This window comes from Streptomyces sp. NPDC045022, assembly GCF_056432605.1.
In genome coordinates, this window is the sequence record NZ_JBWKIR010000007.1 from 255,524 (window position 1) to 277,538 (window position 22,015).

Annotated in this window: 23 protein-coding genes; 6 read left to right on the top strand and 17 right to left on the bottom strand. The window is 70.7% G+C overall.

Features of this window, described 5'->3' with window-relative positions; all coding sequences use genetic code 11:
• Nucleotides 1-30: 30 nt before the first annotated feature.
• Entirely contained in the window at nucleotides 31-531 is a 501-nt protein-coding gene (locus AC07C1_RS15885) for a glutathione peroxidase (RefSeq protein WP_478939310.1), read from the bottom strand.
• A gap of 94 nt (nucleotides 532-625) precedes the next feature.
• A complete protein-coding gene (locus AC07C1_RS15890) occupies nucleotides 626-1,597 on the bottom strand; it encodes a winged helix-turn-helix domain-containing protein (protein ID WP_478939312.1) in 972 nt (323 codons plus the stop codon).
• A gap of 85 nt (nucleotides 1,598-1,682) precedes the next feature.
• On the opposite strand from AC07C1_RS15890, the gene AC07C1_RS15895 reads away from it, so the two are divergent.
• Nucleotides 1,683-2,885, top strand: coding sequence for an MFS transporter (locus AC07C1_RS15895; RefSeq protein ID WP_478939313.1), 1,203 nt, complete (start codon nucleotides 1,683-1,685; stop codon nucleotides 2,883-2,885).
• On the opposite strand, the gene AC07C1_RS15900 is transcribed toward AC07C1_RS15895, so the two are convergent.
• From AC07C1_RS15900 to AC07C1_RS15920, 5 genes are all read right to left on the bottom strand, one after another.
• Nucleotides 2,818-3,654, bottom strand: coding sequence for a slipin family protein (locus AC07C1_RS15900; RefSeq protein ID WP_478939315.1), 837 nt, complete (start codon nucleotides 3,652-3,654; stop codon nucleotides 2,818-2,820). The two genes, AC07C1_RS15895 and AC07C1_RS15900, sit on opposite strands and share 68 nt — an antisense overlap.
• Before the next feature lie 193 nt (nucleotides 3,655-3,847).
• On the bottom strand, nucleotides 3,848-5,218 hold the full coding sequence (locus tag AC07C1_RS15905; protein ID WP_478939317.1) for a DUF4407 domain-containing protein: 1,371 nt from the start codon (nucleotides 5,216-5,218) through the stop codon (nucleotides 3,848-3,850).
• Entirely contained in the window at nucleotides 5,208-6,731 is a 1,524-nt protein-coding gene (locus AC07C1_RS15910; protein ID WP_478939318.1) for a hypothetical protein, read from the bottom strand. The genes AC07C1_RS15905 and AC07C1_RS15910 overlap by 11 nt, the downstream gene beginning before the upstream one ends.
• Nucleotides 6,732-6,736: 5 nt before the next feature.
• Nucleotides 6,737-8,869 (bottom strand): nSTAND3 domain-containing NTPase, encoded by a 2,133-nt coding sequence (locus AC07C1_RS15915; RefSeq protein WP_478939320.1) that lies wholly within the window; start codon nucleotides 8,867-8,869, stop codon nucleotides 6,737-6,739.
• Nucleotides 8,870-8,887: 18 nt separating this feature from the next.
• A complete protein-coding gene (locus AC07C1_RS15920) occupies nucleotides 8,888-9,706 on the bottom strand; it encodes a hypothetical protein (RefSeq protein WP_478939321.1) in 819 nt (272 codons plus the stop codon).
• 324 nt (nucleotides 9,707-10,030) lie between these two features.
• On the opposite strand from AC07C1_RS15920, the gene AC07C1_RS15925 reads away from it, so the two are divergent.
• Nucleotides 10,031-10,552 carry a Pycsar system effector family protein gene (locus tag AC07C1_RS15925; protein ID WP_478939323.1) on the top strand — a complete coding sequence of 174 codons (522 nt, stop codon included), beginning with the start codon at nucleotides 10,031-10,033 and terminating at the stop codon, nucleotides 10,550-10,552.
• A gap of 125 nt (nucleotides 10,553-10,677) precedes the next feature.
• On the opposite strand, the gene AC07C1_RS15930 is transcribed toward AC07C1_RS15925, so the two are convergent.
• The gene (locus AC07C1_RS15930; protein ID WP_478939325.1) at nucleotides 10,678-11,376 is read right to left on the bottom strand and encodes a Crp/Fnr family transcriptional regulator; all 699 of its coding nucleotides are present in this window, start codon (nucleotides 11,374-11,376) and stop codon (nucleotides 10,678-10,680) included.
• 185 nt (nucleotides 11,377-11,561) lie between these two features.
• Here AC07C1_RS15930 and AC07C1_RS15935 point away from each other — a divergent pair, with 185 nt between their 5' ends.
• Nucleotides 11,562-12,050, top strand: coding sequence for a DUF1877 family protein (locus tag AC07C1_RS15935; protein WP_478939327.1), 489 nt, complete (start codon nucleotides 11,562-11,564; stop codon nucleotides 12,048-12,050).
• A 62-nt stretch (nucleotides 12,051-12,112) separates the two neighbouring features.
• On the opposite strand, the gene AC07C1_RS15940 is transcribed toward AC07C1_RS15935, so the two are convergent.
• Both AC07C1_RS15940 and AC07C1_RS15945 read right to left on the bottom strand, forming a co-directional pair.
• Nucleotides 12,113-12,466, bottom strand: a complete 354-nt coding sequence (locus tag AC07C1_RS15940) for a hypothetical protein (protein ID WP_478939328.1) — start codon at nucleotides 12,464-12,466, stop codon at nucleotides 12,113-12,115.
• Nucleotides 12,467-12,539: 73 nt separating this feature from the next.
• Entirely contained in the window at nucleotides 12,540-13,226 is a 687-nt protein-coding gene (locus tag AC07C1_RS15945; protein ID WP_478939330.1) for a TNT domain-containing protein, read from the bottom strand.
• A gap of 372 nt (nucleotides 13,227-13,598) precedes the next feature.
• On the opposite strand from AC07C1_RS15945, the gene AC07C1_RS15950 reads away from it, so the two are divergent.
• The 3 genes from AC07C1_RS15950 (at nucleotide 13,599) to AC07C1_RS15960 (ending at nucleotide 15,524) form a co-directional block, all read left to right on the top strand.
• Nucleotides 13,599-13,895 (top strand): GYD domain-containing protein, encoded by a 297-nt coding sequence (locus AC07C1_RS15950; RefSeq protein ID WP_478939332.1) that lies wholly within the window; start codon nucleotides 13,599-13,601, stop codon nucleotides 13,893-13,895.
• A 157-nt stretch (nucleotides 13,896-14,052) separates the two neighbouring features.
• Entirely contained in the window at nucleotides 14,053-14,271 is a 219-nt protein-coding gene (locus AC07C1_RS15955; RefSeq protein WP_478939334.1) for a hypothetical protein, read from the top strand.
• Nucleotides 14,272-14,699: 428 nt separating this feature from the next.
• Nucleotides 14,700-15,524 carry an AfsR/SARP family transcriptional regulator gene (locus AC07C1_RS15960; protein WP_478939335.1) on the top strand — a complete coding sequence of 275 codons (825 nt, stop codon included), beginning with the start codon at nucleotides 14,700-14,702 and terminating at the stop codon, nucleotides 15,522-15,524.
• 62 nt (nucleotides 15,525-15,586) lie between these two features.
• On the opposite strand, the gene AC07C1_RS15965 is transcribed toward AC07C1_RS15960, so the two are convergent.
• The 7 genes from AC07C1_RS15965 to AC07C1_RS15995 all read right to left on the bottom strand — a co-directional run bounded on the left by AC07C1_RS15965 (nucleotide 15,587) and on the right by AC07C1_RS15995 (nucleotide 21,976).
• Nucleotides 15,587-17,332: an acetyl/propionyl/methylcrotonyl-CoA carboxylase subunit alpha gene (locus AC07C1_RS15965; protein ID WP_478939337.1), complete on the bottom strand. Its 1,746-nt coding sequence runs from the start codon at nucleotides 17,330-17,332 to the stop codon at nucleotides 15,587-15,589.
• The gene (locus AC07C1_RS15970; RefSeq protein WP_478939339.1) at nucleotides 17,325-17,636 is read right to left on the bottom strand and encodes an acyl-CoA carboxylase subunit epsilon; all 312 of its coding nucleotides are present in this window, start codon (nucleotides 17,634-17,636) and stop codon (nucleotides 17,325-17,327) included. The genes AC07C1_RS15965 and AC07C1_RS15970 overlap by 8 nt, the downstream gene beginning before the upstream one ends.
• On the bottom strand, nucleotides 17,555-19,123 hold the full coding sequence (locus tag AC07C1_RS15975; RefSeq protein ID WP_478939341.1) for an acyl-CoA carboxylase subunit beta: 1,569 nt from the start codon (nucleotides 19,121-19,123) through the stop codon (nucleotides 17,555-17,557). The genes AC07C1_RS15970 and AC07C1_RS15975 overlap by 82 nt, the downstream gene beginning before the upstream one ends.
• On the bottom strand, nucleotides 19,110-19,805 hold the full coding sequence (locus AC07C1_RS15980) for a 4'-phosphopantetheinyl transferase family protein (RefSeq protein ID WP_478939343.1): 696 nt from the start codon (nucleotides 19,803-19,805) through the stop codon (nucleotides 19,110-19,112). Before AC07C1_RS15980 ends, AC07C1_RS15975 begins: the two co-directional genes overlap by 14 nt.
• Before the next feature lie 9 nt (nucleotides 19,806-19,814).
• Nucleotides 19,815-20,774 (bottom strand): aromatase/cyclase, encoded by a 960-nt coding sequence (locus tag AC07C1_RS15985; protein ID WP_478939345.1) that lies wholly within the window; start codon nucleotides 20,772-20,774, stop codon nucleotides 19,815-19,817.
• Nucleotides 20,775-20,820: 46 nt separating this feature from the next.
• A complete protein-coding gene (fabG, locus tag AC07C1_RS15990) occupies nucleotides 20,821-21,606 on the bottom strand; it encodes a 3-oxoacyl-ACP reductase FabG (RefSeq protein ID WP_478939347.1) in 786 nt (261 codons plus the stop codon).
• A 97-nt stretch (nucleotides 21,607-21,703) separates the two neighbouring features.
• On the bottom strand, nucleotides 21,704-21,976 hold the full coding sequence (locus tag AC07C1_RS15995; RefSeq protein WP_478939349.1) for an acyl carrier protein: 273 nt from the start codon (nucleotides 21,974-21,976) through the stop codon (nucleotides 21,704-21,706).
• Nucleotides 21,977-22,015: the final 39 nt, after the last annotated feature.

Genomic DNA, 22,015 nt, shown 5'->3' on the forward strand with positions numbered 1-22,015 from the left:
CCTTGCCCCAAGGACAAGGTCAAGCCGTGCTCAGCCGAGCTGGCCCTCGATGGCGGCGACGACCTCGGGCGACTCCGGCTCGGTCTGCGGCGCGAAACGCGCGACGACCGTCCCGTCCCGGCCGATCAGGAACTTCTCGAAGTTCCAGCGGATGTCCCCGGTGTGGCCCTCGGCGTCGGCGAAGCCGACGAGCCGCTCGTACAGCGGGTGCCGGCCTTCGCCGTTCACCTCCACCTTCTCGGTCAGCGGGAAGGTCACGCCGTACGTCGCCGAGCAGAACTCGGCGATCTCCTCGGCGCTGCCGGGCTCCTGCCCGAGGAACTGGTTGCAGGGCACGCCCAGCACGGTGAAGCCCTGCTCGGCGTAGCGCGCCTGGAGCTTCTCGAGGCCCGAGTACTGCGGGGTCAGGCCGCACTTGGAGGCCACGTTCACGAGGAGCACGGCCTTGCCCGCGTACTGCGGCAGGTTCGCGGAGCCACCGGTGAGGGCTCCGATCTCGACATCCAGCACGTTGTGGTCAGTAGTCGTCATGCCCGGATGCTAGGCCCTGTCGTCAAAGCCTTCGGCCGGGAGGTCCCCCCAGCTCCGGGGCTCGCCCGGTCGGCCCGCACCCCGCCAGGCCGGTTCAGGGGCCGCCGGCCGCCTCCACCAGCACCTCACCCGCCGCCGTCCGCGCGTACAGCACCGAGCGCCCCGCCCGCCGGCGCGCCACCAGCCCGGCCTCCCGGAGCACCTTCAGATGCCGGCCCACCGAGCCCAGCCCCTGTCCGGTCACCGCGGTCAGCTGGCTGGTGCTCATGGGGGAGTCGAGCAGGACCAGCACCCCGGCCCGGGCCGCCCCGAGCAGCGCGCCGAGGGCCGCCGGGACGCTCCGGTGACCGGCGTCGGCGAGGACACCGGCACACGGGTAGATCACCGCGTACCGCTCGTCCTCCTCCCAGGCCACCCAGCCGTGCCGTTGCGGGGTCACCGGCACGAACAGCATCTCGGCCCCGGAGATCTCGCGGGGCGGATACTCGTGCCGGTTGATCTGGAGCCGGTTCTCGCCGAGCCACCGGGTGCGCCCCGGCCGCAGCGAGTCCAGCGCGCTCACCCAGCCACCCCGGCCCACCTGCGCCATCCGCGCCACCACGTCCGCCTCCAGCACCCGCAGACGCCGTCCCCAGTACGGCCGTACGGTCTCCTCCCACACCCACTCCAGCAGTACGGCCGCCCGTTCGGGCAGGTCGTCCCGGTCCAGCTCGGCGGGCAGCGGGCCGGCGAGGGAGGTGCGCAGATGGGCGCGGGCGGCGGCGGGCGGGGCCGACCGCACCCGGGCGACCTCGTCGGCGAACCGCTCACCGTCGCGGGGTGTGGGGGTCAGGAAGTCGGCGATCCACTCCCGGCCGAGCCCCGCCCGCACCAGCCGGGCCGTCACCGGGTCCGCGGCCGACCGCGCCCGGTAGTGCGGCAGATGGGCGCGCAGCCACTCCTGCTCACCGGGATGCGCGCCCTCGCCCGCGTGCAGCAGCTTCAGGCAGGCGAAGGTCTCGGCGAGCGGGGAGATGACGAACCGGCTGCGGGCGAGGGTGTCCGCGTTGAGCTGCCACCATCCCACCGGATCCCCCCTCCACGGTCGTACGGCCTTTCGCGGTACGGCGAAACAATAACGAGTCCGGGCCGGGCCGCCCGAGACTCCCGGCATGCCCAGCTATCGATCCCTTTTCCGCACCCCGGAGTTCACCCCGCTCTTCCTCGGCTCGGCCGCGCAGACCGCCGCCCAGACCGTCGGCGGCCTCGCCCTCGGCACGCTCGTGTTCCGGGCGACCGGTTCCCCGCTGCTGTCGGCGGTGAGCATGTTCGGCCCGTCGCTCGCCCAGGTGCTGGGCGCGACGTTCCTGCTGTCCGGCGCCGACCGGCTGCCCCCGCGTACGGCCCTGTCGGCGATCGCGCTGGCCTTCGCGGCCGGTACGGCGGCGCAGGCGCTGCCCGGACTGCCGGTCGGCGCGGTTTTCGCCGTCCTCCTCGCGCTGGGCCTGGTGGCCTCCCTCGGCGGCGGTGTCCGCTGGGGCCTGCTGAACGAGGTCCTCGCCAAGGACGGCTACCTTCCGGGGCGTTCGCTGTTCAACATGACGAACGGGCTGATGCAGATCGCCGGGTTCGCCACCGGCGGCGCCCTGCTCGCCGCGCTCTCCCCCCGCGTCTGCCTGCTGCTGGCGGCGACCCTGTACCTGACGGCCGCGCTCGTCCTGCGGCTCGGCCTGAGCGCCCGCCCGCCACGGGGCACGGGCCGCCTCTCCCCGTCGGCGACCTGGCGCACCAACGCCCTGCTGTGGTCGTCCCGGCCGCGCCGCCTCACCTACCTGGGCCTGTGGCTGCCCAACGGCATGGTCGTCGGCTGCGAGTCCCTCTACGTGTCGTACGCCCCGCACGCGGCCGGCACCCTGTTCGCCTGCGGGGCGTTCGGCATGTTCGCCGGGGACGTGACCGTCGGCCGTCTGCTGCGGCCCGTGGTGCGGCGCCGGCTGGCGACCCCGCTGCTGCTTCTGCTGGCGACGCCGTACCTGGTGTTCTGTCTCCAGCCGCCGCTGCCCGTGGCGGCGGTGTGCGTGACGGTCGCCTCGGCCGGCTTCGGCGCGAGCCTCGTCCAGCAGGAGCGGCTGATGGAACTGACCCCCGGTGAACTCGCCGGTCAGGCCCTGGGACTGCACTCGGCGGGCATGCTGAGCCTGCAGGGCCTGAGCGCCACACTGGCCGGGACGGTGGCCCAGGTCACCTCGCCCGCCGCGGCGATGACCGCGATGGCGGCGGGCTCGGTGTGCGTGACCCTGGCGCTGGTCACGGCTGCTCGACGGACTCCGGTACGGCCTTCTCCTGGGGCTGCGTCGGAACGGTCTCCTGCCTGACCCCGGCGTCGATCTTCTGCGCCGCCCGGTCGAAGTACCGCAGCAGCTCGACGGGGAACGGCATCACCAGGGTGGAGTTCTTCTCGGCCGCGACCTCGACGACGGTCTGGAGCAGACGCAGCTGCATGGCCTCGGGGGTGTCCGACATGATGCGCGAGGCGTTGGCGAGCTGCTGCGCGGCCTGGAACTCACCGTCCGCGGTGATGACCCTGGCCCGCCGCTCCCGCTCGGCCTCGGCCTGCCGGGACATGGACCGCTTCAGCGACTCCGGGAGCTGGACGTCCTTGATCTCGACCCGGTCGATGTGGACACCCCAGCCGGCGGCCGGGCTGTCGATCATCAACGCGAGCCCCTCGTGCAGCCGTTCCCGGTCGCTCAGCAGGTCGTCCAGATCGCTCTTGCCGATGATGGACCGCAGGGAGGACTGGGCGACCTGCCCGACGGCGAAGACGTAGTCCTGCACCTCGATGGCCGCGCGCACCGGGTCGGTCACCCGGAAGTAGACGACGGCGTCGACCTTCACCGACACGTTGTCCCGGGTGATGCCCTCCTGGGTCGGCACCGGCATCGTCGCGACCTGCACGTTCACCTTGCGCATCCGGTCGGCGAACGGGATCAGGAAGGTGATGCCCGGCTGCCGGTGGCTCGGCAGCGCCTTCCCCCACCGGAACACCACCCCGCGCTCCACCTGGTTGACGACCCGCATCCCGCTCCTGAGCACGAGCAGCAGCAGGATCCCGACCACCACTGCGCCGACGGTGCCTTCCATGGCACTCCCATCTCCCACGCGACGTCCGTCCGTTGCGGACATCGGGGAGGACACCGGGGCGGGGGCCGGTGGATCCGTTCCGGGCGTCAGGGAAACGTAAAGAAAACGGCGGCGGCATCGTCGAGCCGGTCGCGCGGACGGGCGGCGCCGGTCGAGGCCGTCCCTCGCCCGGCGCGCCCCGGCACGGCCAGGGTCACACCCGCCGGGCCCGCAGGATCCGGTCCATCCTCGCCTCCAGTTCGCTCCGCTCCCGCGCCGCCCGCTCCACCTGGGCCCGGTGGTACTCGTGCTCCAGACGCCGCATGCGGTCGCTGCTGTCCTGTTCCACCCGGTGGCGCTGCACCTCGTTCTCCAGCCGCGCGCAGGCCTGCTGCACCTGGAGTTCCTCGGCGTACAGCCGGCGGCTCGCCGTGCAGCGGGCGCCGAGAAGGGTGTCGTAGGTGGTGGCGCCGCTGAGCACCTTGGCCAGGACGGGCATGGCGTCGAGGCACAGCAGGAGCAGATGCAGCACGACCGTCAGGAAGAGGGCGAAGCCGTCCGACCGGGCGACCTCCTTCAGGCCGTGGGCCCGGGTGAGGATGCCGTCGGTGTCCAGGTCGGCGGCCCGCTGCCCGGTCTTGGTGTCGATGGCCTTCTGCAGCAGCGGCTGGTAGTCGCCGGCCGCCTTGTCCTTGCGGGCGGCCAGGGTCTGGGACTGGGTGGTCAGGTCCGCGAGCTGCTTCTCGTACGTCTTGATCTTGCTGTTGGCGCGGTAGTCGGAGGTGGCCCGGCGGGCCCGCTCGCAGGTGATGGTGACGTCCCGGACGCCGTTGCGCCAGATCCAGTACTCCTTGCCGCACAGTCGCTGATCGGTGGCCGCCTTGCCGTCGAGCGTCTTGTTGATCGCGTCGACCTGGGTCCGCAGCGCCGCGGCGCGGGCGGTGTTGCTCTTGATCTGCCGGGCCAGCTCGGCCGGCGAGCCCGCGACCTTCAGCTGGTAACGCCCGCACTCGGGGCGGTCGGTGGTGGACGCGCCGTCCGTGGGGTTGCAGGAGACGAGCATGCCCCGGTACTCGGCCACCTGCTGCTCGTTGCCCACGGAGATCTCCTGGCGGATCTCCTTGTCGAAGATCTGGAAGAGGATCGGTTCGGCTATGAACAGGCCGAGGAGCACCGAGAGAAGGAAGCGGACCGCCAGTGTCCATTTCCTGACCGTCGTGCCGTGGGTGCTGGAGACCAGCCAGCTGTCCAGGGCGAGGATCACCCAGAACCAGACCACGGCCACGCCTATGACCGCCGGCAGGGGCAGGTCGGAGCGGAAGCTGGCGAGCGCCAGGGTCATGGAGAGCGCACCCAGCATGGCCGTGTTCAAGACGAGCGCGCCGTACCAGGTGTAGCGGGTGCGTTCTTCCGGCACCCAGGCGAGCAGCGGCTCCTCGATGCCGATCAGCCGGCGCAGCCGGGCCGCCGGACCGGGCGCGAGCGGCGCCGGGCGGGCGGAGCCCCGGTCGCCGTCGGCGGAGACATCGACCGAGGCATCGACCGATGCGTCGGCGGTGACGTGGAGCGGGGTGTCAGTTGCCAAGGTGTGCCTCCTGGTTGGCGGGGTCGAAGCCGTCGTCGTCGCCCTCGGACGCGGCGGCTTCCCCTTCCGGGGCCTGCCGCGGGCCCCGGTGCAGCTCGCCCTTCACATCCGTCGTGGGCACCTCCCGCTGCCGCTGGTTGTACGGCACGTCACCGACGCTGTTGATGAAGGCGCCCGCGTCGTTGGCCGTGCTGTCGAAGAGCCCCCGGTCGATGGCCTGCCGGGTGAGGTCGGCGCGCGCCGCCAGCTGCTCCTTCGCCCACTCGCGCTCGTCCCGCTGCAGCCGCTCGGCGTCGGCGCGTTCCTCCTGATGCCGGCGCAGCCGGTCCTCGTGGTCCAGCTCCCAGCGGCGGGCCTCCTCCGCCCGGCCGGCGGCCGCCTCGTCGCGCTGCTCCCTGCGGAGCAGCTCCTGGCGCTGGTCGTCGCGCTCGACCTTCCAGCGGTGGTCGTCGCGGTCCAGGGCGCGCCGCCTCAGCTCCTCCTCGCGGTCGAGACGGAGATGGTCGTCCTGGCGCGTGTGCCGGTCCTTCTCGGCCGCGTGCAGCCGCTTGAAGACCTCATCGGCGTCGATGTCGCCGCTGCGCCAGGCCAGGAAGGCGGCGGCGAGCGGGTCGGAACCGATCAGCTCGAAGTCCTGCCCGAGTTCGGCGCGGGTGAACCGGTTGCGCCGGGCCTCCAGCGTCAGGTCGTGCTCCTGCTGCTCCGCGCCGTTGTCGCGCTCGTACCGGGTGCGCAGCGTGTCGAAATCCTGCCGGTTGCGCTCCTTGTCCAGCTCCTCCTCCCGGCGGTTGCGCTCCATGCGCACCGCCTTCAGATTGCGGATCTCCTCGTGCTTCAGCTCCAGTTCGGCCTCGCGCAGGGCCCGGTCCAGGGCCGCCTGCTGCTCCAGCTCCTCGCGCTGCCGGTCACGCTCCCGCTCCCGGCGGTCCCGGGCCATCTCCTCGACGATCGCGGACATCTCCGCCGGCGTGAGGACCTCGATCAGCCCGTGCCGGGCCCGCATCCCGGACACGAGGGCCGGGCGCATCTCGTGGTACGCGGCCAGCCGGGCGTCGATCCGGGCGCGTACGGCGCCGGAGTCGACGAACAGCAGATCACTGCCGTCCTCGGTGAGCCCGGGCACCTCCCGCAGATGGGCGAGCAGCAGCGCCTCGACGTCGGTGACCCCGTCGCGCACCACGGCACACGGGTCGGTGACCGTGCAGTAGAACCACGCCCGTACGGTGAACTCGCCCGCCTCGGCCGACGGGATGCGGGTCTCCACCAGCACGGGCACCTCGACCCGCCGGTCCACGACGGTGACCGAGCTGGCCCCGACCACCACCGGGTCGTCGGTGCTCAGCTGCCCCTGGTCCTCGACGTACTCCTCACCGACCCGGAAGACCCGCACATGGTGCGCGGCGAGCCGGGGCAGCTCGTCGTCGTCACGCATCACGCGCTTCTTCAGGATGCCGCCGCGTTTCTCCGGCCGCCCGTACTCCCGCTGCTCGACGAGCGGGTAGTTCTCAGTCATGCCTGTCAGTCCTCCGTGCTCAGTACGGCGGTAAGGAAGGTGTCGATCAGGGGGGTGGTCACCTCGTCGGCACGCGCGGCGGCCTGGCGCAGGGCCTGCTCCAGCCGCGACCGGTCTCCTGTCGTCAGGGCCGCGCCCAGGGACCGGCCGAAGCGGCCGGCCACCTGCGCGGGGTCCGCTGCCACGGCGGGCAGGTCGCGCAGCGTGCCGTACAGGTTGGGCACCGCGAGGGACCGGCGAGGCCGGTTCTCCAGCACGCCCGCCCACAACTCGCCGATCGCGTCCGTCTGCCGGGGGTCGCGCTCCATGACCCCGGCGCACATCCGCCGGCCGGTGCGCGCGTCCCGCGCCCGCAGGACGGTCAGGGCGGCGTCGAGGGTGTTCTCCTTGGGCTGCCCGGTCAGCGTCTCGCGCTGGTCCCGCAGCTGGTAGGCGAGCGGCCGGAACACCGCGCCGGTGTCCTGCCCGCACTCCGCGAGGACCGCGACCAGACCCGCCAGCGCGAACGACGCGTCCACGGGCAGGCCACCGCGGCGGACGATCAGCCGCAGCAGGATGGTGACGGCGTCGGTGGGGAAGCGCACGCCGAGCGCCCCGCTGAACGCCGCCGCGGCCGTCGACCGCAGCGCCGGGGCGGGCGAACGGGCCCAGGCGCGGGCGACGCCCAGTGCGGTGGCGGCGAGGCTCTCGTCCAGGCACATGCACTGCAGCACCAGGGTGGCCGTGGACTGCCCGGCGGAGCCCGCCGCACCGCCCGCCCAGGGGCGCAGGTAGTTGTCGGCGACCTCGTCGAAGGCGGGCCGGGTGAGCAGGGCGAGCCCCTGGGCGACGGACAGCTGCGTCCCCAGGCCGGGCTGTGCGCCGACCAGTTCGGTCAGCCAGTCCCGTACGCCGTTCCAGAACGGTGTCGAGCGCTTGGTCCACAGCTCCTGCAGCGCCCACTGCCGGTAGTGGGAGTGCGGGAAGACCAGCGCGGTGCGGGTGAGCGCGCCGTCCTTGCGCTCTTCCACCCCGACGAGGGCGTTGCGGCTCAGCGACTGGCGGCGGTCGGCGGTCCGCCGGGCGGCCTCGGCCTGCTCCTCCTCGGTGAGCGGCGCCGGGAAGGCGGGGACCAGCCATGACTCCAGCCGTTCCTGGCAGGTCTCGAAGTCGCGGTAGCCGGCACCGTTGACGAAGGCCAGCGTGGTCACCTCGGCCCACTCCTGCGGCGTACGGTCCCGGGCGAACCAGTCGCGCACCGGCTGTGCCGCGCTGCTGCCGTACTCCTGCCAGACCCCGGCCGGCTCGGCGCCCCGCGCGATCCGCCGGGCGGCCGCCGAGACCTCGGAGATCCGGCACCCCGCGGGCATCAGGGCGACGGCCCGCTCGACGGTGTCCCGGGCGCACCCGGCCCGCACCAGCCGCACCCGCAGTACGGCCGCGAGGTCGGGCAGCCGCCAGGGGATGTGCCGTACGGACTCGACCAGGCCGCCGTCCACCGGGTGCACGGTGGTGACGACCAGGTGCGCGCCGCGTTCGCGGACGGTGTCCCGTACCCGCCGCCAGTCGAAGTCCGCCGTGTGGGTGAGGTCCTCGCTCACCCGGTCGAGCAGCACGTAGCCGACGCCCTTCTCGAACGCGACCCGCCCGCCCGCCAGTTCGTCCAGGCTGCGGCTCGGGGAGAGCACGACGTACTCCGTGCGCTCGGCGACCTCGGCGACGAGCGCCACCGCCGCGGACCGCTTGCCCGAGCCGGGCGGACCGACCAGCACCACGACCCCGTCCCGCGCCAGGGCGTCCGCCGCCTCCTCGAAGCAGCGGGAGGGCTTGACGTATGGCGCGAGGATCGCGTCCGCCTCCCCGGCGTCGAGACGGCCGACGGCGCGCCGGCGGGCGTTGTCGGAGTCGGCGGTGCCGATGCCGAAGTGGGCCCGGGAGGCGTTGAGCTCTCCGTAGAAGAACTGGTTGACGTTGTTGTGGTGCACCTGGCCGGGAGGAGCGCCGGAGTCCGGGGCGGCCGCGTCCTGCCGCGGCTCGCCCTGGGGCTCCGGTTCCTCCGGGGCCGGTGGCTCCGGAGGGGCCTGCGCCTCAGCCTCGCCCGGGGTGTCCTGCGCCTCCGGCTCACCCTCGGCGCTCTGCTCACTGTGTTCCGTTTTCATCCTCAGCCGTCACTCAGGTCACTTGGAGATCCCGAAGACGGCTCCATGGGCGTGGATGGTTCCGCCGTTGAACACATGAACTACCGTGTCCGCGGCGGGAGTTGGCGCACTCGGCGCACTCGGGGGGCGCACGGCAGCCGCCGTACCACCCCCCACGCTCCCCGGTGCCCCCGCCTCCACCGCGCCGCCGACACCGGCACCTACTGCGCTGCGGGTGTCCACCGCCCCGTCGGTGCTTTCCTCACCGAGGCCGAGAGAATTCGCGTCGTACCCCGGTACCCAGACCCACGCCCGTCCCGCGTACTCCTTCTCCGCGACGCGCACCTCGCGGAACTCCTGTGCCCGGATGGTCGTGTACGCCTCGCCGATCACGTCGTTGAAGACGGTCGCGGAGACGGCGAGAGCCAGGCACGCGTCCGGTGCCGCGGCCAGGGCCGCCCTCAGCACCTTGCTGTCCAGGATCCGGCCGATCTCGACCGGGGCCCGGCCCTCGAAACCGTTGGCGGCCGGCGCCGCCGTACCGAAGTGCACGGCGGCCCGCAACCGCAGCCACGCCTCACGCACCCGGTTCCGGTTGAACTCCCTCAGCCCCGCGTCCAGATGGCGCATGAACGTGTCCACGAGGTCGGGCTCGGACGCCCCCTCCGGCAGAACCGCGAGCACCGAGTCACCGCCGACCTGCGTCTCCCACCGCTCCCGCGCCAGTCCGGCTGCGGCGGCCGACTCGCCCAGCAACCGCTGAATGGCCTCCTGCAACTGCCGCTGCGTCGCCACGTCGACGCCGCCGTACCCCTTCGCGTCGACCGCCAGCAGCAGTCTGCGACCGAACGTTCCCATGCTCGAACTCCCCGCTCACTGAAGTGGAGCCGCACCCCGGACGGTGGGCCGGGCGCGCTCCCGAACGCACCGGCGTCCGCTCCCCCGGTAGGCGGACGCCGGTAGGCCAGTCGTACACCGCCCCGTGCGCCGCGAACCCCGTCGAAATACGGGATGCGGAAAGATGCGGAACATACCGAGGGCAACGCAAGTTACGGACGGGTTCGGCCAGTTGGTGACGCAAGTGGCCCAGTAGCGCGGCGAAAACCGCAGAAATCCCGGGTCTCGCGCTCGCCTTCCTGGCCCACTGGGTACCCACAGCCCACCGGCAGCCGAAGGAGCCGCATGCCGTCCACCGGTACCCGTGCGGACAGCCGTCCCGCGCAGTTCATGTTCACCTCCCTGCAGACCACCCACCAGCACGCCGACACCAAGGCCGGGATCCTGGCCGCCGCCCAGGCGGCCCTGGTCGGCACGGCCGGCTCCTGGAGCCCGCCCGCCCTGCATACCGCCGTGGCGGGCGGCGCGACAGGCGTGCTCGCCGGCGCCCTGCTCGCCCTCTTCCTGTGCGGGATGTTCGCCGGCGCCGGCTTCCTCGCCGCCACCCTGCGCCCCCGGGTGCTGCACCCCGCCGACGCCAACCGCTACAGCTTCGTCCACCTCGCCTCGGGCCCCGACATCCTCCCCGCCCACACCACCGGCGACGGCCCATCCGCCCAGGAGCGCCGGGAACTCTCCCAGACGATCCGGTTCCTCTCCCAGGTGGCCGTCCACAAATACCGATGCGTCACCGCCGCGGTCGCGTGCACGGCGGTGATGGGGGTGAGCGCCGGCTTGCTGGTGGTACTGCGGCCGGTGCTGGGATGAGGGGAGTGGGGGTACCGTCGCTGACGGGCTACCGGGGCCGGTGGCCAATGGCCCACCGGGGGCGAGGGGCCGACGGACATCGGGGCCCACGGACCGCATCGGGGCCCGGTCCTGGCCGCTCGGGCTCAGCCGTCCGGTGGCAGGTCCGCCAGCTCCCTGAGGCGCCCCAGGTCGCGGACGACGGTCGAGCCGTACCCCGTCTTCAGCAGGCCGTCCCGGCGCAGCTCGCGCAGCCCCTTGTGGACGGTCGTCTCGGCGGCACCGGTGAGCGCGGCCAGCTCGGGCTGGGTCAGCCGGCAGCCGAGAACGACGCCGTCCTCGACCGGCCGGCCGTACGAGGTGCCCAGCTCGACCAACAGCCGGGCCAGCCGTACCTTCGCCGGATACCCCCGGAAGTCCAGCCGCCTGCGGTTGGCCCAGCGCAGCCGGTCGGCGACGATCCCGGTGAGGATCAGGTGCACCTCCGGGCGCCGGGCCAACAGGGCGTGCAGCGGAGCCGGTTGCACCACGCGGGCGGTCAGCGGGCCGCACGCCGTCACGGTGGCCGAGCGCGGAGCCCCGTCCATGGCGGCCATCTCACCGACGCTCTCGCCCCCGACCCGAACGGCGAGCAGCGACTCTTCCCCGTTCTCCACGCGTGCCGTCACCTTGGCGAAGCCGGACAGCAGCAACAGCACGTGCCGGTCACGGGCGCCCTCGCTGAGCAGCACATCTCCCGCCTCGTACCGCGTCGGCAGGCCCAGCTCGAGCAACTCCCGCCGGGCCTCGGGCGACACGGCGCCCAGCAGACTGCGCGCGGGCCACTGCGCGGTTCTGTACGGCATGCCAGGCTCCCTCCGGCCGGTCGGATCCGTTGACCGCCACCCGCCCAGAATCCTGCCCGCTCCCGCGGCCGAAGGCAGGCGAATCCACTACGTCCTGAGCGCTGGGTCTGTGCAGGGGCGTTACCTGCGACGGGGGCGACCGGGTGGGCCAGGCGTTGTCAGTGGCCTGCGCCAGAATGCGCGACATGAGCGTCAAGATGCAGCTGCGTGCCATGCCTGAGTCCGAAATACGGGAGGACTGGCCTTGGCTGGAGCAGGTCATGGGGGAGGCCCTCGACCGCTTCCAGGCCGAACGCCGGGCCGGCATCGCCGAAGCTGTGGCCTACCACTTCCACGCCCTCAACGAGGTCTACGCGGCAGCCCGCACGCCACACGGCGCCCACGACTGGGAGCTGCCCGTCTTCGGCGGCACCCCGGTTTACCACGCCACCCACAGTCAGGCGCCGTTCGTGACAGCCGACCCTACCGAGGTACGGGATGCAGCGAACTTCCTGCGTGCGGCGTCCTTCGACGACCTCTGGGACGCTGCCCGGCCGAAGGTCCTTCCCCCCTATTCCGCCTTCGACGAAGCCGAGGTCAAGGGCTGGTTCCTCACCCACCACACCGACCTGCGGACCTTCTACTCGAACGCGGCCACGGCGGGCAACGCCGTGGCCAAGGCCTTCTGGTACTGAAGGCCGATGAGCGCGCGGCGAGCATGTCAGGTGCCCGCCGTCCCGCGAGGGGCGCCCCGTGGTCAGCCTTCGTCAGCCGGCCCACGGCGACCGTAGAAGTCTTCCCATGCCTGCCGCTGGATCTCATCGGCGTTCGCGAGGAGCTTCTCCAGGGGTTCCGCGGCCCCTGAAGGGGGAGGCGGCGTCTGCGTGAGCGTGTCGTAGAGGTATTCGCAGGCTTCGGCTTCCGTGCCGAAACGCCGAATGACACTGTCCTCGGAGCGTTGACGCAGGCCGACGGTCCAGGCATCCGCCTCACGGCGCAGGAAGTAATAGGCGTCCGGTTGGACGGGAACGTCGTGGACACCGGCGATCTCGTAGAACGGCTCGGGAACGTCCGCCTCGCGAAGTCTTTCGACGAGTTCCGCGCTGTCCATCAGGTCCGTCCCGTCACCCGGCTCGACGAGGTGGCCCCTGGGGTAGGTCCGAGGCCACCCCGGATCTGAGGCGTCAGGCTACCGGCAACGCGTCCAGGTACTTCGACAGGACGAGGTCGGAGACGCTCGATTTCGTCACGTACTGGAGGCCGAGTCCGGGCTGCCCGAACCAGGGCCTGATCGGGCCGGCCTCGACGGTGAACGGCTTGACGACCCGGTAGAGGTGGTAACTGTACGGGTAGGTCTTGACGTAGGTGTCGAGATTGCTCGGCGGAATCGCGCGCTTGGCGTACGGCGTACCCGCGGGAGCGAGGAAGTTGCCGAAACCGCTGCCGAAGAGGTCGACCAGCTGGCCCTTGCGGAGCGTCAGGGGGTGCTCGTCCGGCTTGCCGTTCTTCAGCACGAAGCCCTTGTTGTCGGGATACCACCAGCCCGACTTCCCCGTCTTGGGATCCGTCTGCCAGTAGCAGCCGAGGAACCAGTATGCGGAGGTTTGGTCCGTGCGGTGATAGCCCCTCAGCATCCGGCCGAGGGCGCCTGTCTGGGGCAGGTATGTCGGTCCCAGCCGCCAGTCGTTGAGGTAGTACCGCTGATACTCCGTCTGCGGTGCGGTGTTCGACCCGCGGTCGCGGTGAGTGGTCGGGCATTGCGTGGCGTTTCCCGCAGGGCGATGGTCGGCCTGGGCGGTCGCCGGGGAGATGCCGATGAGCAGGAGGAGCGATGCGAGGGCGCTCCCCGCGAAGGCGCGCAGTACGCGCATTCGGTGTCCCTTCTCTTCCGACGCCAACCGGGCGCCGCGTGGGGGCGGGCGGCCGGTTTCGGTGACCGGCCGTCGGCCTCGTCGTGTTGCAGGGCTCCATTCATGCCTGGCACATGCAGCAGGTGGCGAAGGCGTCGCAGACAGTCACCCGAACCGACGAGCGCGATTTCCCCGGACAGCCGTAGACAGGAGGCGAGCCCGGCCTGGGGATCGCTGACACGACCTCGCCACCCGGACCACCCACTCCGCTGGGAGCCCTTGCGATCTGCCGGTGTCCGCAGTCGTACTCGTTCGGGTGCGCACCTCGTGCAGGGTTCAGCAGTGATGACCAGGATTGGCCTCGCGATGTCTCCCCGTGGAGGTGCAAGAAATATGCCGACGTACGTGGCGTTGCTGAACTGGACCGATCAAGGGGTCCGAAACTACAAGGACACTGCGAAACGCGCCGAGGCCTTCGCCGCAGCCACACAGAAGGTCGGGGCGAAGCTCCTGAACATCTACTGGACCGTCGGTCCGTACGACCTCGTGGCCGTGGTGGAGGCGCCCGACGACGAAACCGCGACAGCGGCACTCCTGCGGCTCGGCGGAGTGGGTAACGTCCGTACCACGACTCTGCGGGCCTTCGGCCAGGAGGAGATGGATCGCATCATCACCAAGGCCGCCGGCTGACGCCCCCCATACGGCAAGCGACGGCCGAGGCGAGCCGACTCGGCAGCCCGCCTCGTAGGCCTGGCGGTCCGCCGGGAAGCGCCGGGCCTCGATCCGCTGTTGGATCCAGTCGCTGAGTCCGCCGGGCTCCGCGTCGTCCGGCACCCGACGCGGAGCCATGAGCCACCTGGACCGGCTGCTCAGGAAACATCCCGGTCGCACTTCGACGCCTCCGCAGGTCCACCAGCCCGCGGACGGGGGAGAGCGGACCGTCACCTTCCAGCTGTGGCACTGGCGTCCGCCGCTCTTCACCTCCGTGGCCCCGAACCCGGAGCTGGGCCCGGCACAGGTGGCACGCGTGCGCGACCTGCTGTCGACGCTCGGCACGGTGTGGTGAACACCACTCTCCCCCTTTCCGCCGTTCCGGGAAGAGGGTAGGGCGCGTACACCCCCACGGCCTTTCCTGTCGATGGCTCGATGCGTGTCACCCGCTCCAGATTGAAACCCCAGGTCAGCGGCCTGGGGTTTGTCGTTGTGCCGGCCCGGCAACCACCCGTCCTCGATGAATCAAGGCCAACGCGCCGAGAATCCGCGACAGCTTCATTACCATCCAGTAACAGCATTTTTTTTGTAAAGGAACTGTAATGCCCGGTGTGCCGTCGAGGCGGGCGAACCGGATTAGTAGCACTCCGATTCGCCTTGACAGGTGACAGGTTAACTATCGTATTGTTCAAACGAACGCTCATGGGGGAAGCGTCAACGTTGCCGACTCCCTCGTTCTCGATGTCGACGCGTCGCGCCTTGAGCGTGCAGTCGAGGGGGAAAATGGACATCGGAATACTCGGGCCACTCACCGTCAGATCGGCAGGGCGCGAAGCCGCACCGACCGCGCCGAAGCCTCGCCAGCTACTCGCCCTGCTTGCCGCTCGCACCGGTCACGTCGTACCGATGGAGGTACTCGTGGACGAACTGTGGGAACACGATCCGCCGGCCAGTGCAGTGACCGTCATACAGACCTACATCGTCCTCCTGAGGCGTTCGCTCGCCGCAACATTACAGATCAGCACCGAGCAGGTAGCCCAGGACGTACTGCCTTACACGGGCTGGGGCTACCAGCTGTCACCGCAGGGGGAAGGGGTGCATGATGCCGACTCCTTCGCTCGGCACACCGAGCTGGGACGCCAGGAACTCATGGACGGCGACTACCAGCGAGCGGCGCTGTCGTTCCAGCGCGCTCTGCGGATATGGCGCGGCCCCGCACTGGCGGATGTCCGCATCGGGCCACAGCTCCTGGCCCACCGCACCTCGCTGGAGGAATCCCGCACGGTCGCCGTCGAGCAGCGCATCGAAGCCGATCTGCACCTGGGCCGTCACCACCAGTTGATCGGTGAACTATCGGGACTGGCAATTCAGGACCCGTTGCATGAGCGAACTCATTCTCTTCTCATGGTCTCCCAGTACCGTTCGGGGCGTGCGGCACAAGCACTTGAAACATTCCGGAAACTCCACAGAAACCTGCGGGAAGAACTGGGAATAGAACCTTCACCACAGGTCACCAAAATCCACCAGCGAATTCTCTCCGGGGACACCTCTTTACTGCTCCCGACGGAGAGTCTGTGCCCGGATCAATCACGTAGAACTGCGGCATAGGCGCGGGGTCAAGGTGGCGCACCTCACGTGATTCATGTGGGGTGCGCCACCAGAGGAGCGACTCAGCCCTTTATCTCGCAGATGAGTGCGCCCGAGGAGAGAGAGGCGCCGACTTCGGCCGTCAGGCCCTTCACCGTGCCTGAGCGGTGAGCGGTGAGGGGCTGTTCCATCTTCATCGCCTCCATGACGACGATCAGCTCGCCCTCGGCGACCGACTGCCCCTCTTCGACGGCGACCTTGACGATGGTGCCCTGCATCGGGGAGGTCAGCGAGTCACCCGAGGCAGCGGCCCGGTTCGTCTTCACCGTCCCCCGCTTGGGCTTGGCAACACCGGCGCTGGACGGGACGGCCATCCCCCGGGAGGCAGGAAGCGATACCTCCAGCCGCCGGCCGGCAACCTCGACGACGACGGTTTCGCGGGCGGGTTCTCCTTCGGTGTCCGCCGCGGCACCGGCGAACACCGGGATCTCGTTGACGAACTCCGTCTCGATCCACCGCGTGTGAACCCTGAAGGGACTGCTGGTGTAGTCCTCATCGGCAACGACCGCCCGATGGAACGGAATCGCTGTGGCCATCCCCTCCACTCGCAGCTCCCCCAGGGCCCGGGCCGCCCGCTGCAGGGCCTGCTCACGGCTGGCCCCCGTCACGATCAACTTCGCCAGCAGCGAGTCCCACGCCGGACCGATCACGCTTCCGGACTCCACCCCCGCGTCCAGCCGCACACCCGGCCCCGACGGGGCGGCGAACCGTGTCACGGTCCCCGGCGCCGGCAAGAACCCCCGTCCCGGATCCTCACCGTTGATCCGGAACTCGAAGGCGTGGCCTCGCACCGGCGGATCGTCGTACCCCAGCGCCTCGCCGTCGGCGATACGGAACATCTCCCGGACCAGATCGATACCGGTGACCTCCTCGGTCACCGGATGCTCCACCTGCAGCCTGGTGTTGACCTCCAGGAAGGAGATCGTCCCGTCCATCCCGACCAGGAACTCCACGGTGCCCGCTCCCACATACCCGGCCTCCCGCAGGATGGCCTTCGAGGCGACGTACAGCTGGTCGTTCTGTGCATCCGTCAGGAACGGTGCGGGGGCCTCCTCCACCAGCTTCTGGTGACGGCGCTGCAGCGAACAGTCCCGGGTGGAGACGACCACCACATTGCCGTACGCATCGGCCAGGCACTGCGTCTCCACATGCCGCGGCCGGTCCAGATAACGCTCCACGAAGCACTCGCCCCGCCCGAAGGCGGCCACCGCCTCACGCACCGCCGACTCATACAGCTCCGGTACTTCCTCCAGTGTGCGGGCCACCTTCAGGCCCCGGCCGCCCCCGCCGAAGGCGGCCTTGATGGCGACCGGCAGCCCGTGCTCCCTCGCGAAGGCCACCACCTCCTCCGCCCCGGCCACCGGATCCGCCGTGCCCGCCACCAGCGGCGCACCCGCCCGCTGTGCGATGTGCCGGGCGGCGACCTTGTCCCCCAGATCCCGGATGGCCTGCGGCGGCGGGCCGATCCACGTCAGCCCCGCGTCCAGCACGGCCTGCGCGAAGTCCGCGTTCTCCGACAGGAAGCCGTAGCCCGGGTGGACCGCGTCGGCCCCCGATTCCGCGGCCGCCGCCAGGACCTTGGCCATGTCCAGATAGCTTGCCGCCGGGGTGTCTCCCCCCAGGGCATAGGCTTCGTCGGCCGCGCGTACATGCAACGCGTCCCGGTCCGGCTCCGCGTACACCGCCACACTGGCGATTCCGGCATCCCGGCACGCACGAGCGACGCGGACAGCGATTTCGCCACGATTGGCGATGAGCACCTTACGCACCACGCCTCCCCCTCTCCCATCCCCCTGATGAGGCTCTCCACGAGCCCGCTGACCAGCACCGACCCTGCTGTGTATCTCCCCAGCCGGCCTTCAGGGCGCTGGGCCGGTCCGGTACCGCCGCGGGGTGCCCCGTCGCGGCGCGCAACACGACCGCGAGCACGGCCAGATCCTCGTCGCTCGGATTCCCGTGGAGCACCCGGACGCAGTCCGGACCGCCCGCCCTCACAGCGGAGGGTTGCCGTGCTTGCGCGACGGCAGGTCGGCGTGCTTGCCGCGCAGCATCGCGAGGGAGCGGATCAGGCACGTCCGGGTGTCGCCCGGGTCGATGACGTCATCCACCAGCCCGCGTTCCGCCGCGTAGTAGGGGTGCATCAGCTCCGTCTGATACTCCTTGATCTTCTGCCGTCGCACCGCCTCCGGGTCGGAGGCCGCCGCGATCTCACGACGGAAGATCACGTTCGCCGCGCCCTCCGCGCCCATCACCGCGATCTCGTTCGACGGCCACGCCAACGAGATGTCGGCCCCGATGGACCGGGAATCCATGACGATGTACGCGCCGCCGTACGCCTTGCGCAGGATCAGCTGGACCCGCGGGACCGTGGCGTTGCAGTAGGCGTACAACAGCTTCGCGCCGTGCCGGATGACGCCGCCGTGCTCCTGGCTCACCCCAGGCAGAAACCCGGGTACGTCGACAAGGGAGACCAACGGGATGCTGAACGCATCGCACAACTGGATGAAGCGGGCGCCCTTCTCCGACGCTCCGATGTCCAGTACGCCCGCGAGCGAGGACGGCTGGTTGGCGACAATGCCGACCACCTGGCCGTCGAGCCGGGCAAGTACACAGAGGATGTTGGTGGACCACGCGGAGTGCACCTCGAAGAACTCGCCGTCGTCGACGATCTCCTCGATCACCTCGCGCATGTCGTAGGCACGGTTGGGGTCCTGCGGCACCAGGTCGCGCAGGGCGTCGGTGCGCCGGTCGGCCGGATCCGCGCACGCCTCGGCAGGCGGGAGTTCACGGTTGTTGGAGGGCAGGAGCGACAGAAGGTAGCGCACGTCCTCCAGGCAGGACTCCTCGTCGTCGTACGCGGCGTGCGCCACACCGGAGGTGGCCGCGTGCACATCGGCGCCGCCGAGACCGTTCTGGCTGATCTCTTCACCCGTGACCGCGCGCACCACGTCGGGTCCGGTGATGAACATCTGGGACGTGTCGCGGACCATGAAGACGAAGTCGGTGAGCGCCGGGCTGTAGGCCGCGCCGCCCGCGCACGGGCCGAGCATCACCGAGATCTGCGGGATCACGCCCGACGCCTTGGTGTTGCGTTGAAAGATGCCGCCGTAGCCGGCGAGGGCACTGACGCCTTCCTGGATGCGGGCGCCCGCCCCGTCGTTCAGGGAGACCAGCGGCGCACCGGCCGCGATGGCCATGTCCATGATCTTGTGGATCTTCGTGGCGTGGGCCTCGCCCAGGGCGCCGCCGAAGATCCGGAAGTCGTGGGCGTAGACGAAGACCGTACGGCCGTGCACCGTGCCCCAGCCGGTCACCACCCCGTCCGTGTGGGGGCGCCGCTGCTCCAGACCGAAACCGGTGGCGCGATGCCTGCGGAGCGCCTCGATCTCGGTGAACGAGCCTTCGTCCAGCAGTAGTTCGATTCGCTCATAGGCGGTGAGTTTGCCCTTGGCGTGCTGGCGTTCCGTGGCGGCCGGATCCGGGCCCTCCCGGACCGCCTCCTTGATCTCGCGCAGCTCGGCAAGCCGTTGGTGAGAGACGGTGTCGTCAGCAGTTCGCATCGTTTTCGCCCTTTCTGCGTGGATCGCGTTGACTGTGGAGATCGCACGCGGATCGTGTGTGCGGGTCTCCCGTGACATCGGCGGTCGCGGTCTTGGCGGCGGGGCCACGGGCGGCGCAGGACAGCACGTAGCCAGGCGGGCCCGGCAGGACGGTGGCCGCGAGTTCCCTGTCGCCCGGCAGCGGTGTCAACTGCCGGGAGTTGCGTGGGAACATGCCTGGTGGCGGACTTCCCACCGGCCTGCGCAGTCCGCCACCCGCGAGTCCTCGGCCGACCGCCTTCCCCGCCGACTCCTTGCGCGTCCACAGGTGCAGCAGACCGACCGGGCGCAGTGCGGACGGCAGGGCCAGGACCCAGGACGCCTCGCCGGGGGTGAACCACCGCTCGGCGAGTGCGACCGCGTCGAGCGGGCGTATCGCTTCCACGTCCACTCCGATGCCGGAGAGCTCCGCGTGCGGCCTGGTGATCGCGACGGCGACGACTCCCCGGGTGTGGCTCACACTGGCGCACAGCCCGGTGGCGGCCCCGGACAGTTCGGGTCGGCCCGACGCCGCCCGGCCGATCACGACATCGGCCGGCCGGACGGCCGAGACCTCCGCGGCGAGACCTTTCAGCAGTTCTCTGGCCCGGGTGCGTGGGTCCACCCCCGCGTACGCCCATCGGACGGCGACGGCGGACTCCATGCGGTTCGTTCAGTCTCCCAGGGCGAGGACCGGATCACCCTGGGCGAATGCGCGGGCGTGCTCCAGGGTGATCCGGCTGTTGCCGGTGAGCGCGGTCCGGGCGAACTCGAGGGCGTCGGCCACCGTCGCGGTCTCGCCCAGGACGCCTGCCACGGCCTCGGTGTTGATCACCACGGTGTGCTGCGAGGTGATGGCGATGCCGCCGTCGACGGCCACCACCCGCCACTCACCGGTGTGGGCAGTCAGCAGCGGCGGTACCACTGTCTGCTTGTAGACGATGCGGTCGGCGGCGAAGCAGACCCGTACGGACTTGGTCGTGTGCCGGTCGCCGGCCGCGGTGATGGAGTCCATCTCCATGACCTGGACGCCTGGTTCGTCCTCCACGAGGTCCATCCGGGACACGTGCGGCAGCCGGTCCGGCCACCGCGACGCCTCGTAGAGGAAGGCGTACGCGTCGTCCGCCCGGCCGCCCTCCACCACGATGGTGTCCTCGAAGGTCAGTCGGCGCGCCGACTGCGTGGCGGCCTGCTCGGCGAGCGCCTTCAGGTTCTCCAGCTCGGCGCGGCTGTTGCGGTCGGTGACCTCGGCGATCCAGGCCGTCGCGGCCGGATCGTCGTCGACCGCCTGGTAGCTGTGGTCGAGAGCGATCTCGGTGCCGCCGTCCGGGAGCGCCTTGAGCGTCCACGCGCCGGACATCGCCTTGACCGGCGGCTGGGAGACCTCCTGGTGGAAGCTGATGCGCAGCCCCTCCGGGTCCAGTTCACGGCGGGAGGTCCAGGCCTTGACCGTGTCTCCCGCGAGCGCCCAGATGCGGATGCGCTCGGTCCCGCTGTTCCCCTCCGGACGCTCCAGCTGTTCCACATGGATGGTCGGGGCGAAGTCGACGGGCCACTGTGCGGCATCGGCGAGCAGGGCGTACACGGTCTGGGGTGCGGCGGCGGCGGTGATGGTGTGCCGTACATCGGTCATCGCACGGGGCTCCTTGTCATCCGGGGTGAGTACACGTCGGTTCGCATCAGTAGTTGCCGAGCCCGCCGCACACGTTGAGGGCCTGGGCGGTGATCGAGGCCGCGAGATCCGAGAGCAGATAGCCGACCAGGCCGGCCACCTCCTGCGGGGTGGAGTAGCGCCCCAGCGGGATCTTGGTCTCGAACCGTTCCAGGACCGCTTCCTCCTCGGTGTCCCAGATACGCGCGTAGTTGGCACGCACCTGTTGTGCCATGGGTGTCTCGACATAGCCGGGGCAGACCGCGTTCACCGTGATCCCGGACTTCGCGAGTTCGAGGCCCAGCGCCTTGGTGAACCCGATGACGCCGTGCTTGGACGCCGAGTAGGGCGCCCCGAGGACGACACCCTGCTTGCCGCCGGTGGAGGCGATGTTGACGATGCGGCCACGCTCCTTGTCGCGCATGCCGCCCGTGGTGAGCACCTCGCGCGTCATGAGGAAGACGCTGTTGAGGTTGGTGTCCATGACGTCGTACCAGGTGTCGTCGTCGAGGTCGGCGGTGACGCCACCGCCGCTGCGCCCCGCGTTGTTGACGAGGGTGTCGATGGTGCCGTAGCGCTCCACCGCCGCCTCGACGAAGCTACGCACCTCGTCCCGCGAGCGGACGTCACAGGTCGTGCCGTCCACCTCGAGGTCCCGCTCGCGCAGGCCCTTTATGGTGACGTCCAGATCCTCCGCGTTGCGGGCGCAGATGAAGACCCTGGCTCCGGCGGCGGCCAGGCTCTCCGTGACCGCGAGTCCGATTCCGCTGGTGCCACCGGTGACGATGACCGTGGTGGGTGTTTCGTTGGCCATGCTGTGCTCTCTCTTCTCGCGTCGATGAGGTTCGTTGCCGGCGAGGCGGGGGGACGGAGTACGGGGGCCTGCCGCGGGGCGGCGGCAGGCCCCCGGCTCATGCGGCCTGAGCGGTGGTCGGGACCGCCCCGTTGGCGGCCGCCAGCAGCAGGCGCGGGGTCTCTGCCTCGCTCACCGCGTCGTCGGAGAGCTTGACGCCGAACTCGCGCTCGATCCGGCTGGAGGCCTCCAGCAGGGCCAGGGAGTCGTATCCGAGGTCGGCGAACAGGGTGTCCAGAATGTCCCCGTCGAGATCGACGCCCTCGTCCTCACCGGCGCTCTCGCGCAGGATGCGGGTCAGGTCGTCGATGGTCAGTTCACGTGCGCTCATGGGTGGTGTCCTCGTTTCGGTGACTCGATACGTCAGGTC